12 protein-coding genes and 1 riboswitch are annotated in these 14,493 nt (G+C 66.1%); of the genes, 3 read left to right on the top strand and 9 right to left on the bottom strand.

The features are described 5' to 3' along the window. Positions 1-4: 4 nt before the first annotated feature. On the bottom strand, positions 5-1,483 hold the full coding sequence (locus ACQR1D_RS03995) for an MATE family efflux transporter (protein WP_434838114.1): 1,479 nt from the start codon (positions 1,481-1,483) through the stop codon (positions 5-7). A 128-nt stretch (positions 1,484-1,611) separates the two neighbouring features. Beyond that, the gene (locus ACQR1D_RS03990) at positions 1,612-2,718 is read right to left on the bottom strand and encodes a 2'-deoxycytidine 5'-triphosphate deaminase (protein ID WP_316181992.1); all 1,107 of its coding nucleotides are present in this window, start codon (positions 2,716-2,718) and stop codon (positions 1,612-1,614) included. Between the two features lie 112 nt (positions 2,719-2,830). Further along, positions 2,831-2,910, top strand: a riboswitch (SAM riboswitch). A gap of 76 nt (positions 2,911-2,986) precedes the next feature. Between ACQR1D_RS03990 and ACQR1D_RS03985 the strand changes: the two genes are divergently transcribed. After that, the gene (locus tag ACQR1D_RS03985; RefSeq protein ID WP_434838115.1) at positions 2,987-4,195 is read left to right on the top strand and encodes an O-succinylhomoserine sulfhydrylase; all 1,209 of its coding nucleotides are present in this window, start codon (positions 2,987-2,989) and stop codon (positions 4,193-4,195) included. A 132-nt stretch (positions 4,196-4,327) separates the two neighbouring features. On the opposite strand, the gene ACQR1D_RS03980 is transcribed toward ACQR1D_RS03985, so the two are convergent. Genes ACQR1D_RS03980 through ACQR1D_RS03970 form a run of 3 tightly spaced genes read right to left on the bottom strand, consistent with a single transcriptional unit; the run spans position 4,328 to position 7,600 of the window. Then, positions 4,328-5,488 carry a GDSL-type esterase/lipase family protein gene (locus ACQR1D_RS03980; RefSeq protein ID WP_316237349.1) on the bottom strand — a complete coding sequence of 387 codons (1,161 nt, stop codon included), beginning with the start codon at positions 5,486-5,488 and terminating at the stop codon, positions 4,328-4,330. A gap of 13 nt (positions 5,489-5,501) precedes the next feature. Beyond that, positions 5,502-6,260, bottom strand: coding sequence for an SGNH/GDSL hydrolase family protein (locus tag ACQR1D_RS03975; RefSeq protein WP_315801590.1), 759 nt, complete (start codon positions 6,258-6,260; stop codon positions 5,502-5,504). Then, positions 6,260-7,600: an OpgC domain-containing protein gene (locus ACQR1D_RS03970; protein WP_316218163.1), complete on the bottom strand. Its 1,341-nt coding sequence runs from the start codon at positions 7,598-7,600 to the stop codon at positions 6,260-6,262. Before ACQR1D_RS03970 ends, ACQR1D_RS03975 begins: the two co-directional genes overlap by 1 nt. A 323-nt stretch (positions 7,601-7,923) precedes the next feature. On the opposite strand from ACQR1D_RS03970, the gene apaG reads away from it, so the two are divergent. Continuing rightward, the gene (apaG, locus tag ACQR1D_RS03965) at positions 7,924-8,319 is read left to right on the top strand and encodes a Co2+/Mg2+ efflux protein ApaG (RefSeq protein WP_315801592.1); all 396 of its coding nucleotides are present in this window, start codon (positions 7,924-7,926) and stop codon (positions 8,317-8,319) included. A 1,049-nt stretch (positions 8,320-9,368) separates the two neighbouring features. Here apaG and ACQR1D_RS03960 read toward each other — a convergent pair. After that, positions 9,369-10,337, bottom strand: coding sequence for an NAD-dependent epimerase/dehydratase family protein (locus tag ACQR1D_RS03960; RefSeq protein ID WP_434838116.1), 969 nt, complete (start codon positions 10,335-10,337; stop codon positions 9,369-9,371). Between the two features lie 75 nt (positions 10,338-10,412). Between ACQR1D_RS03960 and ACQR1D_RS03955 the strand changes: the two genes are divergently transcribed. After that, the gene (locus ACQR1D_RS03955) at positions 10,413-10,958 is read left to right on the top strand and encodes a TetR/AcrR family transcriptional regulator (RefSeq protein ID WP_316181998.1); all 546 of its coding nucleotides are present in this window, start codon (positions 10,413-10,415) and stop codon (positions 10,956-10,958) included. A gap of 127 nt (positions 10,959-11,085) precedes the next feature. Here ACQR1D_RS03955 and ACQR1D_RS03950 read toward each other — a convergent pair whose 3' ends face one another. The 3 genes from ACQR1D_RS03950 to ACQR1D_RS03940 all read right to left on the bottom strand — a co-directional run bounded on the left by ACQR1D_RS03950 (position 11,086) and on the right by ACQR1D_RS03940 (position 14,492). After that, a complete protein-coding gene (locus ACQR1D_RS03950; RefSeq protein WP_316181999.1) occupies positions 11,086-12,081 on the bottom strand; it encodes an Hsp33 family molecular chaperone in 996 nt (331 codons plus the stop codon). 264 nt (positions 12,082-12,345) lie between these two features. After that, positions 12,346-13,272 (bottom strand): ornithine carbamoyltransferase, encoded by a 927-nt coding sequence (argF, locus tag ACQR1D_RS03945; protein ID WP_315801770.1) that lies wholly within the window; start codon positions 13,270-13,272, stop codon positions 12,346-12,348. Between the two features lie 8 nt (positions 13,273-13,280). Further along, positions 13,281-14,492: an aspartate aminotransferase family protein gene (locus ACQR1D_RS03940; protein WP_316182001.1), complete on the bottom strand. Its 1,212-nt coding sequence runs from the start codon at positions 14,490-14,492 to the stop codon at positions 13,281-13,283. Position 14,493: the final 1 nt, after the last annotated feature.

Genomic DNA, 14,493 nt, shown 5'->3' with positions numbered 1-14,493 from the left:
CGGCTCAGCCGACACGCGCCGGGGGCGGCGCGTGCGCGTCAGGACCGCGTCCGGCCGCCAGCACGGCCGGGCGCAGCTCCAGCGCCGCGGCCGGCTTCGGCCCCCACCGCGTGAGCATGACGCTCGCGAGCGTCAGCACGCCGAGCAGCACCATCGAGGACGCCGCCAGCATGAAGAAGTCGCCCTCGGTCGCGGCATGGCTCAACAGATAAGAGCCACCTGCGGCGATGAACACGAGCCGCACCGTTTGCGCCAGCACCGGACCGATCACCCTGGCTGCGCCCTGCGAAGAGAAGTACATCGAGATCGCCAGGCCGATGAAGGCATACATCGGCGCGGCGACCTGCAGATAGTGCCGGCCGGCGCCGCGCGCGCTCTCGTCCTGGGTGAAGATGTCGACCCACAATTGTGGGACGATCGCGATCAGCGTCGACAGCGCGCCAACCGACGCGAACGACACCAGCCCCGCCGTCCAGGCGATGCGGCGGGCGCGCGCGATTCGCTGCGCGCCGATCGCCATGCCGACCATCGGCACCGAGGCCATGCCGACGGAGAAGGCGACCGTGGTCATCATAAATTCGAGCCGCGCGCCGATGCCGTAGCCGGCGAGCACCGCGGTGCCGAACGACGCCAGCATATGCGTGAAGATCGCGATCGACAGCACGGATTGCAGCGGCGAGAAGCAGGCGACGGCGCCGACCTTGAGAATGTCGGCGAACATCGCGCCGCTGATCCTGAGGCCGCGCAGCTTCGGCCGGACGCGCGCGCGCCCCGAAAATAGGTACCAGCCCATCACCGAGATGCTGACGCAGAACGCCAGCAGCGCGCCGGCCGCGACGCCGCGCATACCGAGCCCGAGGACCAGGCTGAGCGTGCCGCCCAGCACGATCTGCAGCATCGCCGAGCTCAGGATCATGAACGACGGCAGCTTCATGTTGCCGGTGCCGCGCAGGATGCCGGCCATCGAGTTCATCAGCCAGGGCAGGATCGCGCCGCCGAAGAAGATCTGCAGATAGGCCGTGGCATGGCTCAGCACCGCGCCGCGGCCGCCGAGCAACTCCAGCAAGGCCGGGCCGAACACCAGCATGCCGATCATGAAGGTCGCGCCGAACAGCAGCGCGATCAGCAGCGCATGCGAGGCGAGCGTCGAGGCGCGATCGGTGTCGCCGGCGCCCAGCGCCCGCGCGATCGCCGAGGCCACACCGCCGCCCATCGCGCCGCCGGACATCGTCATGGTCAGGATCACCAGCGGAAACACCAGCGCCATCGCCGCCAGCGCCTCGATGCCGAGCCGGCCGATATAGGAGGTCTCGGCAATGACGACGCAGGTGCCGGCCGTGTTGGCGATGATGTTCGGCCAGGCCAGCGACAGCAGGGTGCGCAGAATGGGGCCGTCGACGAGCTTATTCCGCATCGGCTTCTCGGGGGGCGGCAATGCACGCCCCTCGCCGACCGGATTGTCGGCCAGGCCGATCTCGGACATCTCAGCTCCCCGCTCGGCCGCGCAGGTCGCGGCCGTCTTATCGTTCGATTGCTTTCGCTTTCCTAGCACGGCGCTGGCGCGCGCCCTGTGCGGCAGGCGCATTGGGGGTGCGCGGCAGACGCAGCCGGCTAGAAGCGGAAGTGCTTGGAAAGCTTCAGGCCCTGGGCCTGGTAGTTGGAGCCGATGCGGCTGCCATACATCGCGTTGGGACGCGCCAGCATCTTCTCGTAGACTAGGCGGCCGACGATCTGGCCGTGCTCGAGGATGAACGGCACCTCGCGCGAGCGCACCTCGAGCACCGCGCGCGAGCCCTGCCCGCCGGCGCCGGCATAGCCGAAGCCGGGATCGAAGAAGCCGGCATAGTGGACGCGGAATTCGCCGACCAGCGGATCGAACGGCACCATCTCCGCGGCGTAGTCCGGCGGCACCTGCACGGCTTCCTTCGAGGCCAGGATGTAGAACTCGCCGGGATCGAGGATGAGGCTGCCATCGGGCCGTGCCTTGATCGGCTCCCAGAACTCCTCGACCGGATAGCCGGCACGGCGGTCGACGTCGACGACGCCGGTATGGCGCTTGGCGCGGTAGCCGACATAGCCGTTCGCATTGCTGCCTGAGAGGTCGACGGACAGAGCGACACCGCCGGCGAGATCCGCATCATCGCGATCCACCAGCCGCTCGGCCTGGTGCAGCGCGATCAATTCGTCCTCCGACAGGACCGCGTCGCGATAGCGGAAGCGAACCTGGGACAGGCGCGAGCCTTCGCGCAACAGGACCGGAAACGTCTTCGGGCTGATCTCGGCATAGAGCGGACCGTGATAGCCGGCGCCGATCATGTCGAAGCGTCGCGTGCCGTCGGCGATCACGCGGGTGAAAACGTCGAGCCGGCCGGTCGAGCTCTTCGGATTGGCGGCCGCGACGATGTCCTTCGGCAACGCCAGGCTCTCCAGCAGCGGCACGATGTAGACGCAGTTGGTCTCGAGCACGGCACCATCGGCAAGCGCGAACTCGTGCAGCTTCAATTCGTCGATGCGCTCGGCGACGGTCGACCCCGGCCCTGGCAGAAAGCTCGCGCGCACCCGATAGGCAACGTCGCCGAGCCGCAGGTCCAGGCTCGCCGGCTGGATCTGGCTCTCGACGAAATCATATTCGGGAATGATCAGGCCGGCCTCCGCCATCGCCACGATCATGCGATCGGGGAGGATGCCGTGGGCGTCGGCGGGAAGCGAAAACGGCAAGGCCTGATCCTTTGCAGGCGCCGGAACGGCGGCTTGGGGAGCCAATATAGGGTCTTTTGACCGGTTATCCGATGGCCGGCTTGACGGAAAGGCCGGTTGCGACTATGAGCACGACTTATCCCGTGGTGATTTGAGCCGGCCGGCTTGCAGCCACGTTAAATAAGTCGCTAAACAGGCCGGGGACGAATGTGATCCCGGCCGTGAGGAGTTTTCCCAGGCCGGTTTTTTTGTGCCCATCGCCCGAGGCGGTGGCCACGATGGAGGTCACATGTCGAAGTCCCCCGCGAAGGCCCCGGCGTCGTTCGCCCAGTGTCGTCCCGAAACCCGGCTGGTGCATTCCGGCACCTTGCGCTCCGAATTCGGCGAGACCGCCGAAGCGCTCTATCTGACACAAGGTTTCGTCTACGCCACCGCCGAGGAGTGCGAGGCGCGCTTCAAGGGCGAGGATCCCGGCTTCATCTATTCGCGCTTCTCCAATCCGACCACGGCGATGTTCGAGCGCCGCATGATCGAGCTCGAGGGCGCCGAGGCCTGCCGTTCCGCGGCGACCGGCATGGCCGCCGTCACCACCGCGATCCTGGCGCCCCTGCGGGCCGGCGATCACGTCGTCGCGGCCAAGGCGCTGTTCGGCTCGTGCCGCTACGTGGTCGAGGATCTCCTGCCGCGCTACGGTATCGAGTCGACGCTGGTCGATGGGCTCGATCTCGACCAGTGGCAGAAGGCGGTCAGGCCGAATACCAAGAGCTTCTTCCTCGAGAGCCCGACCAATCCGACGCTCGACGTGATGGACATTCCCGCGATCGCCGAGATCGCGCACGCCCATGGCGCGCGGCTGATCGTCGACAATGTGTTCGCCACGCCGATCTGGCAGAGCCCGCTCGCGCTCGGCGCGGACGTCGTCGTCTACTCCGCGACCAAGCACATCGACGGCCAGGGCCGCTGCCTCGGCGGCGTGATCCTGTCGTCGGAAGCCTTCATCGCCGAGCACATCCACAACTTCATGCGCCAGACCGGCCCGTCGATCTCGCCGTTCAACGCCTGGGTCCTGCTCAAGGGCCTGGAGACGCTCGCGGTGCGCGTGCGCGCGCAGACTGAGACCGCCGGCAAGGTCGCCGATTTTCTCGCCGCGCATCCGAAGATCTCGCGGCTGATCTATCCCGGACGCGAGGACCATCCGCAGGCGGCGACGGTCAAGAAGCAGATGCGCGCCGGCTCGACCCTGGTCGGCTTCGAGGTGAAGGGCGGCAAGGCGGCGGCGTTCCGTATGCTCAACGGATTGAGGCTCGCGCGCATCTCCAACAATCTCGGCGACGCCAAGACGCTGGTCACGCATCCCGCGACGACCACGCATCAGCGGCTGACGCCGGACGCGCGCGCCGAGCTCGGCATCAGCGAGGGCTTCATCCGCTTCTCCGCCGGGCTCGAGCATGCCGACGATCTGATCGAGGATCTCGACGCCGCCCTCAGCGCGGCGTAGCGAATGGTGAAGTGGCGTCGCGAGTAGACCGATCTCATCCCTGCGCGCTACTCGTCATTCCTCATCCGCACATCACCTCCGGATTCCGGGGTTCGCTCGCGCGGCGAGCGCCCCGGGATAACGCCCGCGGCGTCACATCGGCCGATAGGTCGGCACCTCGGCCGGCGCGTTGATGCCGAGCTTGACCTGGCCAACCGAGCGGATGATGTCGTCGCCGAGCAGTTGCGCGAAGCAGGCATAACCCCAATCGCTCATGTGCAAGCCGTCCGAGATCACGAACTCGTTCATCGGGATCGCCTGCCGCTCGTGCCAGTCGCGCATCACCTCGAAGCGCGGGAAGATGCCGGCGTGATGCAGCTCGGCGATGCGGCCGAGCAGCTTGTTCATGCGACCCGCGCTCTCCTGCCGCTCGTTCACGCGCGGCGAATATTGCAGATCGACCAGCACGACATCGGAGGCTGCGGCCTGGATCTTGGCGACGCCGTCCTCGACCAGCCTGGCGGTCTCGGCCGGATCGAGATCGCGCAGCACGGCATTGGTGCCGACCTGCCAGATCACGAGATCCGGGTGACGGTCGATCACCGACGTCTCGATCCGCTTCATCATCTCCGGCGCATCCTCGCCGCCGACGCCGGCATTGATGACGCTGATGTCGACCATCGGATATTGCCGGCGCAGCTGCGCGGCGAGCCGATTCGGATAGGTGTAGTCCGGCGCGCTTGCGCCATAGCCCTGCGTCGACGATGAGCCGAAGGCGACGATCACGATCGGCAGGCCGGAGGCGAGCTTGTTGGCGACGTGCGGCAGCGAAATGAAATTCTTCTTCGCGACGCCCTTCGGCGCCAGGCATGGCACGCGGTTGAAGATGTCGGTGGCCGATTTGGCGACCTGCTTGACCTTGTCGATCGCCCGCTCGGTGATGCTGCGCGATTGCGGCGGCGTGGCCGCGACGGCCTGCCCGGCTGCGGCCGGCGGCTGTGCGTCGGTCATGGCCGGCGCAGTCGTCGCCGCAGGCGGCGCGGTCGTGGCCGCCGGGCGCACCGCGGCGATCGGCCCGCGCACCTGATCGTTCGCCTGCGCCAATGTGACGTGTCCGATGCTAGGTCGCAGCTCGCTGATCAGCGGAGTCTTCGGACCGGAGCTCTCCACATCGGACAGCGCGGCGGGTGCAGCCGGCGCTGCGCTCTGCGCCCGTACCGTCTGCGGGCTCAGCGCGAGGGCGATGGCAATGACCGCAACGGCCGAAAGCTTCTCCCATGTCCCGGATACGCGGTGACACTCATTCGACGTCATGAACGACATAATCCTAGTTCTGCTGCGCCGGCCCGATATGCGCCGCGTCGATGATGAACTTCGACAGCGCCCGGCCGATGCAGTCATGAACCTGCCTGGCCAGCTCGACCCCGTGCGTCGGATTGAACAGGTCGAAATCGCCCTGCTCGTTCCACTGCCGCATGATGGCAAACCGATCGAACAGCGGAATGTCGCGGTGCTGCGCCACCACACGCATGTTGTCGACATAGGGCGGCACGGAGATCAATGTTTCCGTCCGCGGACTGTATTGCAGATTCATCAAGACGACGTCAGCTCCTGCTTTCTGCAGCGTCGCCACACCGTCGTCGACCGCCTGCCGGAACTCATCAGGATCGATCGACCGCATGGCGTCGACCGTGCCGGTCTGCCAGATGACCAAATTAGGCCTTTTTCCTTCCACCAGTTTAACGAGATTGCCCGCGACTTCCTCGGCCGTCTTCTTGGGCTGCAGCTCGATGCTGAGATTGACGGCGACCGCCGGCAGCTTGTCCTTCAGCGCAGCCTGCAGACGGGCGGGGTACGCATTGGCGTCGGAGGTGTTGACGATCGAGGACGAGCGGCTTCCGACGACGAGAATATCGAGTGTGCGGCCGTTCTTGACGGCGTCTGCAACCTTCGGGAGCGGGCTCTCGGTGGTCAGCAGGTAGGCCGGCACCTCGCAGTTCTGCGGCGCGTCTTCCGCGCGCGCGGAGGCCGCCAGCGAAACAGCCAGCGCCGCGATACCAAACCTTAACCACGAGACGGACTTCATCAGCCCCCTCCCGCCAGATCGGCGTTGCTGCGCGCACCTTTTCGCGCGGCGCCCTTATCGGCCTCACGCTTGTACCACGAAATCAACGACGCCACCCCCCACATGATGAGGATGCCGCAAAGGCTGATCACCGCGTGCATCATGGCGCCGCCGGACACTTCGGCAAGGACGAAGTGGCCCGCAAACGCCAGAAATACGCCAAGACAGAAGATCTCGAGCGAGTGTTGCCCACAAACAATCAGCGGGCGCAGCCACGGCGACTTCAACAGCGGCCAATCCTTGCGCAGATAGTGCACGGTGAGTGCTGCGAGTGCGAGGAAATGCGCGAAGCGCAACACGTCAAGGTCGGTCTTGTCGATCGGATACATCCACTGCTCGATTCGGCGCGGCATCAGATGGCCGAGCTGCGGGATGTACCAGGTCAAGGTCACGCAGAACGCCGCGACCAGATAGGCGACGCAGAGCCCGAGCGTGATCGGCGAGTTGATGATGCGCGACATGCGCTGGGCGCCGCCGAGCGCGCACCACGCACCGAACACGAACAGGAGCTGCCAGGCGAACGGGTTGAACGCCCAGAAGCCGTTCGGATAGGCCGTCAGATAGAGATCGAGCTCCCAGGTGAGTGCGTAGAGAACGACCGAGAGCCCGAGCGTGACATCCGGACGCCAGCGCATCAGCCACAGGATCAGCGGCAGGAACAGCATCAGCACGATGTAGAGCGGCAGCACGTCCATGTTGACGGGGCGGAAGCGCAGGATCAGCGCCTGCACGATGGTCACGTCCGGCTGCTTGAGAAAATCCATGATCCCCATCTCTTCGGTGTAGAGCGGGTTCTCGAAGCTGGTCGCGACGTAGGAGATCTCGGCGAGGAAGATCGTGAACAGGAAGACGTGGGCGACGTAGATCTGCCAGACGCGGCGCAGGATGCGCGCGGTGGCGACGATGAAGCCGGCATCCTGCATCGCCCGGCCATAGACGAATGCCGCCGTGTAGCCGGAGATGAAGATGAAGATCTCGGTGGCGTCGGAGAAGCCGTAGTTGCGGATCGTGAACCAGGTCAGCAGGTTCGGCGGCAGGTGGTCGATGAAGATCAGCCATAGCGCCAGCCCGCGAAACAGGTCGAGCCGCAGCTCGCGCTCGCCGACCGCCGGGAAGGTGATCGCCGGAGCAGCGGTGGTGGCGGGTGCAGCAGTGGCGGCCGGCGCGGCCGCGACGGCTGATGCTGATGCGACCACAGGTGCAGCCGCGCTCGCCGCGGCGGCGGTCTCCGCAGCCGGCGCGGGTGCGGCGCTGGCTGCGGGGGCGGACGGTCCGGCAAGGCGATCGGCAATCGACGTCATCAGGCACCGCGTCAAGGCTGCCAGCCTTCGAGGCCCGGCAGGGGAAATGTAGGGCTGCGCAGTTTTTGCGCAAGCGATGAAGGACTTATCAGCTGGGCCGTGCCCAGTTTTTCGACCTTGGCGGCCAGCTGGTGGGCGATCGCACGACGCAGGACAGGTCGATCGCCGCCAGGGTCTGCCGGCCGCGCCCGATCCGAGTCCAAGGAACGGACCGCGCGTACGGCCGACAGAGTCCGCGATTCTGGTGCCATAATGCGGAACTGTGTTGAAAGCACGATGGCGTCGCGATTGGTTCCGGCGCGGGTTTCCGCTACAATGCCACCATGTATCGCGCCGTGACTCGCCACATCGAAGTGACCGTCGAACCGAACTTCCTGCCTGAGAAGTCTTCGGTGGCCGATGGCCGCTGGTTCTGGTCCTATACCGTCGTCATCACCAACAGCGGGGAGGAGACGGTGCGGCTGCGCAGCCGCCACTGGATCATCACCGACGGGATCGGCCGGCAGCAGGAGGTGCGCGGCGAGGGCGTGGTCGGCGAGCAGCCGGTGCTCGCGCCAGGAGAGCGCTTCGAATACACCTCCGGCGTGCCGCTCACCACCGCGTCCGGCTTCATGGCCGGCTCCTACCAGATGGAGAGCGAGAGCGGCGAGCACTTCGACATCGCCGTGCCGGCGTTTTCGCTCGACAGCCCGGACGGCGGCAAGCGGGTGTTGAATTAGCCGAGCGTGCACTTGGTTCGGCTGATGACCGATCGTGCACCCGCATTTTTGTACTTGGCTTTCAACGTTCATCGCGTATCGGCCCGGCACACCCGCTGACTTCTGCTCAGCTGTCGTCCCGGGCAAGCGTCCGACAACGCGCCAGCGTTGGCGGATGCGCCGACCCGGGACCCATAACCACAGTGTGCAGTTTGGCGACGGCTGGAGCGACGATGCCGTTTCACCACAAGACCCTGTGGTTATGGCTCCCCGCGCGACGTGCGCAATTGCGCACTAGGCGGGGACGACACCATTTCTGTCGAAGCGAGATTGCGTCACACCGCCCCTCTCTGACTGACGTCACAGCACTTCGCATTCTCGCGACGCATCCCGCGCCCGAGCTTTGTCGGTTCGTTCGCCCTCTCAAAGCAGAGGGCGCAGGGAAGGCCGGGCCTCGGCTGAGGCCCGTGGCCCGCCTGCGAAAAGAATGCAGGCGGCAGGTACCACAGGTTCAGCCGGAACGACCCGGCCCTCCCTGCGCGATCGGTTTTAACGGCTGCTTCGCGTTCTCCCTGGTGCGCCGTGCTTTCTGGCCACCATCCCCACGCGAAGCGAAAGCTCCGGCGTGAGTTGATATCAGCGTCGGGATATCAGGACCGCGCGACTTGACCGTGCGTGCATCGCCGTTCGTCCGCGCGGACTGATCCACGCTGCGGCAATACACGCCCATCGCATCCCACTGCCAACGGTTCGTGACGGTCGCGAAACGCCCCTCATGCGGCAGCAGAGACGCGCGGAAATGTGCCAGTGATTTGCCCGACGACACAAGTTGTTTGTTGCTGCGACAAAGGAGCGCGACGGGCAGTGCGGTCGGCACGATCCAGGATGAACTAATAGCGACGAAGCACCGGACCATAGGGCGGGCAAAAGGCACTTGGAGGCCCGACGATAGAGGCACAAGTGCACGGTGCCGTGCCCACCGCCCGCGACCACCGCTCGCGATCGTGGGAACGCGATCACGCTCGGAGGCGCCGTCGGGGCCACCGTGCCGCCAGCGCGACGCCCTTCGATCATCCCCGCATGCGCGCGATGCCTTCGGCCCAGGTCACGACCGGGGTGTAGCCGAGGTCGCTTCGCGCCTTGCTGATGTCGAGCGTGAAATCCTGGCCGATCATGCGCAGTGTCTGGCGCGTGATCGGCGGCTTGGAGCGCAGATGAAACATGCGCCAGACGGTCTCCATGACGGCCGCCATGCGCCAGGCGATGCCGAACGGTGCGGATCGTTGGATGGGGGGAACGTCCCGGGTGCCGAGCAGATCGGTGATCACCTGCTTGAGCGTGCCGGCCTGCCCGTCGGTGACATGGTAGGCCTGCCCGCCCCGGCCTTTTTCGGCCGCCAATAGCAGGCATGCGACGACATTGTCGACGTGGCTCGTGGACATGAGCTGTCCACCGCCGTCGGGCAGCGCGAAATGACCTGCCCTCGCGGTTTCGACCATGGCATCGAGCATCGGCATCCCCTCGCCCCAGATCAGCGGCGGCCGGACCACGATCGTGCGAAACGCAGCCGTGTTGGCCTGCCGCACCATCTGGTCGGCGTCCGCCTTGGTCGCGATGTAGGGCGCCCAGGACGGCCTTTGCAGCGTCGCATCCTCGCTGACGTCCCTCATCGGCTTCGGACGTCCCATCACCACCGCGGCGGCTCCGGCGGCGACAAATGTCGATGCGCCAGCCGCCTTGGCGGCGGCCAGCATCTTGCGCGTGCCGTCAACATTGGCCTCGCGAAACAGCGCATGAGGGTCCCACTCGCTCAAGTGCCCGGCCACGTGAAAGACCGTGTCGCACCCTTGCATACCCTCGGTCAGCGCCATCTCATCCTGAAGGTCGCCCCGACGGGTCACGACACCCGGGCCCTCGACGGCCGCCGCCGCCTCGTCGCTGCGAACCAGCGCGACCACTCGCACATTCATCTCCCGCAACCGCGCGATGAGGCGCTTGCCGACGAAGCCGGAGCCGCCTGTGACAAAGACGTTTTTCATGCTACCTCTATAGCGTTGCTATAGCACTCATATAGCACCGCTATAGGCCAATGCAAGATCCGTCAGGGACTGTCGATGTCGACCGAAGATCAGATTCTATCCGCCGCCGCTGAAATCCTGGAACGGCAGGGCCCCGAAGCCGTGACGACGCGGGCGGTGTGCCAAGCGGCGGGCGTCACCGCGCCAACGCTCTATCACCACTTCGGTGACAAGAGCGGATTGCTGCGTGCCCTGGTCTTGCGGGGGGTCGAGACGTTCATGACACAGAAGCGGACCAACCGTCACACCGCTGACGCCCTCGCCGATCTGAAGCGCGGCTGGAACGGCTGGATCGCTTTCGCACTCGAACGACCAAAATTGTTCCGCATGATGATCGATCAAACCCGGTCGGACCCAGGCGCGTCCAGAGAGGCTTTCGGACTCATGCGGGCGGTGGTCGAGCGGCTTGAAGCCCAAGGGCGTTTGACGACCGACGTGGACACCGCGTCACGAACGATCTGGGCGGCTTCGAACGGCGTTCTGACCCTGTTCTTGCAGGACGTGCCGGCCGCCGAGATCAAGCGGTCGAGTGACATATTGCTGGAGGCGCTTGTCGCGAGGTTTGTGCGAACTGATCAGTAATGCGACTCCATCCCATCGCGTCACGATCCGGCGCCCTGTTGCGCATCACGCCTTGCGGCATCGCTCGCTGGCGCATCGCCGGCCGTCCAATCACTCCTGCCGGGCCGTCGCGTCGTGAATCGACGGCCTAGTTCTCCGTCACGCCCGCCTCGTGCGGGGTGAACTGATAGACCGAGGAGCAGAACTCGCAGGTGACGACGACCTTGTCGTCCTTGACCATGTCGGCGCGGTCCTGGGACGAGAAGCTCTTCAGCATGTTGGCGACCGCGTCGCGCGAGCAGGAGCAGCGCGCCTGCAGCGGCACGGTGTCGAACACGCGCACGCCGCGCTCGTGGAACAGGCGATACAGCAGCCGCTCGCCGGACAGCGCCGGGTCGATCAGCTCGATATCCTCGACTGTCGCGACCAGCGATTGACCCTCGATCCAGGCCTCGTCTTCCTCGACCGCGTGCAGCTCGGTACCCTCCGGCGCATCGCCGGGATGCAGATCGGCCTGGCGCAGGCGCTCGGGCGCCTGCGGCAGGAATTGCGTCAGCAGACCGCCGGCGCGCCAGCGGTGCTTGCCGCCGCTCCACTCCTCGCCGACGGCGAGGCGCACCCGCGTGGGAATCTGCTCGGAGCGGAGGAAGTATTCGTGCGCGGCCTCCTCCAGGCTGCCGCCGGAGAGCGCGACGAGGCCCTGGTAGCGGCTCATGTCGGCGCCCTGGTCGATGGTCATCGCCAGATGGCCCTTGCCGAGCAGGCCGCCGGAGTCCTTCGCTTCCGAGAGCCGCGCCTCGTCATAGCGTGCGTAAGCGCGCAACCGGTCGGGCGCCTGGAAGTCGACAACCAGAAACGAGACCGGCCCATCGGTCTGGGTCTGCAGGATGAAGCGACCGTCGAACTTCAGCGAGGAGCCGAGCAGTGTCGTCAGCACGATGGCTTCGCCGAGCAGCTTGCCCACGGGCGCGGGATAAGCGTGCTTGGTGAGGATGTCGTCGAGCGCCGGGCCCATGCGGGTCAGCCGCCCGCGCAGATCGAGCGCCGCGACTTCGAACGGCAGCACGGCGTCGTCGACCGGCACCGCCGAGGGCGCGCGGCTGGTGTCGAGGTTGATGTTGGTAGCGGGGGGATTGGCTGTCATGGGGCGTATTTGGGGTTTTTTGGCACGAATGGAAGGGCACCCCCCGGCTGTCGTCCCGGCTTGAGCCGGGACCCATACCGCGGATGCTATCGAGGGACGTCGGTAGTAGTCACTCGTCTTGTAGCCCACACCAGGCCTTGACGAACGAACCACGATCCCGACAACTAAGCAGAGCAACGGCCACCGCTGCAAACCAGTTCGATCACGCGGTATGGGTCCCGGCTCAAGGCCGGGACGACAATTGTGGTGTAGCGCCGTCGAACCCTACGCCCGCTCGCCGAAGCACCACGCCAGGATGCCCTTCTGGGCGTGCAGGCGGTTTTCGGCTTCGTCGAAGACGACGGACTGCGGGCCGTCGATCACCTCGTCGGTAACCTCCTCGCCGCGGTGGGCGGGCAGGCAGTGCATGAACAGCGCCTCGGGCTTGGCCAAGGACATCAACTTCGAATTGACCTGATACGGCTTGAGCAGGTTGTGGCGATGCTCGCCGTCCTTGTCGCCCATCGACACCCAGGTGTCGGTGACGACGCAGTCGGCATTCGCCACGGCCACTTCCGGGTCGTGGCCGAGATGGATGTCGGCGCGGGTGGCGCGGATGAAATCCTTCATCGGCTTGCCCGGCGACAGCTGCGGGGGGGTGGCGACGTTGAGCCGGAACTTGAAGCGCTCGGCGGCATGCGCCCAGGACGCCAGCACGTTGTTGTCGTCGCCAGTCCAGGCCACGGTGCGGCCCTCGATGGAGCCGCGATGCTCCTCGAAGGTCATCACGTCAGCCATCACCTGGCAGGGATGCGAGCGCCGGGTCAGGCCGTTGATCACCGGCACGGTGGCGTGCGCGGCGAGCTCGAGCAGCGCCTCGTGGCTGAGGATGCGGATCATGATGGCGTCGACATAGCGCGACAGCACGCGCGCGGTGTCGGCGATGGTCTCGCCGCGGCCGAGCTGCATCTCGGTGCCGGTCAGCATGATCGCCTCGCCGCCGAGCTGGCGCATGCCGACGTCGAACGACACGCGGGTGCGGGTCGACGGCTTGTCGAAGATCATCGCCAGCACCTTGCCCTCGAGCGGCTTCTTCGCCGGCTCGCGCGCCTTCAAGGTCTTCTTCATCGCGCTGGACAGCGCCAGCACGTTGCGCAGCTCCTCGACCGGCATCTCGGTGAGATCGAGGAAATGACGCGGCGTATTGCCCATGGTCTTGCTCATGATGCGGCCGCCTGCCTGGCAGGCTTGCCCGACAGCGCCGCACAGGCGCGATCGAGCATCTCGACCGATTGTTCGATTTCGGATTCGTTGACGATCAGCGGCGGCAGAAAGCGCACGACGTTGTCGCCGGCGCCCACCGTGAGCAGCTTCTGATCGCGCAGCGCCGCGACCAGATCGCCCGACGGCACCACCGCCTTGACGCCGATCAGAAGGCCCTCGCCGCGGATCTCGGAGATGATGTCGGGATGACGATCGAGGACGGCACCAAGCTTCTGCTTCAACAGCAGCGACATCCTGCGGACGTGATCGAAGAAGCCGGGCGCCAGCATCACGTCGAGCACGGCGTTGGCCGCGGCGACCGCCAGCGGATTGCCGCCGAAGGTCGAGCCGTGCGAGCCCGGCGTCATGCCCGACGCGGCCTCGGCCGTGGCGAGCACGGCGCCGATGGGAAAGCCGCCGCCGAGCGCCTTGGCCAGCGACATCACGTCCGGCGTGACGCCGAGCCAGCGATGCGCAAACAGATCGCCGGTGCGGCCCATGCCGGTCTGGACCTCGTCGATGACGAGCAACAGACCGTTGTCGTCGCAGAGCTGGCGCAGCGCCTTGTAGAACGGCAGCGGCGCGGTGCGCACGCCGCCCTCGCCCTGCACCGGCTCGACCAGGATGCCGGCGGTGTGCGGACCGATTGCCTTCTTCACCGCTTCGATGTCGCCGAACGGAACCTGATCGAAGCCGTCCATCGGCGGACCGAAGCCGTCGAGATATTTCGCGGAACCTGTCGCGGCGAGCGTCGCCAGCGTGCGGCCGTGGAACGCGCCTTCGAAGGTGATGATACGGTAGCGTTCGGGATGGCCCTTGGCGGCGTGATATTTGCGCGTGATCTTGATCGCGCCTTCCATCGCCTCGGCGCCGGAATTGGCGAAGAACACGTAGTCGGCAAAGCTCTGCTCGCACAGCCGCGCGGCGAGGCGCTCGCCATCCGGGCTCTTGAACAGGTTCGACATGTGCCAGAGCTTGGCCGCCTGTTCCTGCAGCGCCTTGACCAGATGCGGGTGCGCATGGCCGAGCGAATTGACGGCGACGCCCGAGGTGAAATCGAGATAGCGATCGCCATTGGTCGCGATCAGCCACGCGCCTTCGCCGCGCTCGAACGAAAGATCGACCCGGGCGAATACGGGGAGGAGATGCGTAGCGGCAACACTGGTCATG

This window comes from Bradyrhizobium sp. HKCCYLRH2047 (genome assembly GCF_051168175.1).
Lineage (GTDB): Bacteria > Pseudomonadota > Alphaproteobacteria > Rhizobiales > Xanthobacteraceae > Bradyrhizobium.
This window is presented reverse-complemented; position numbering and strand designations above follow the sequence as displayed.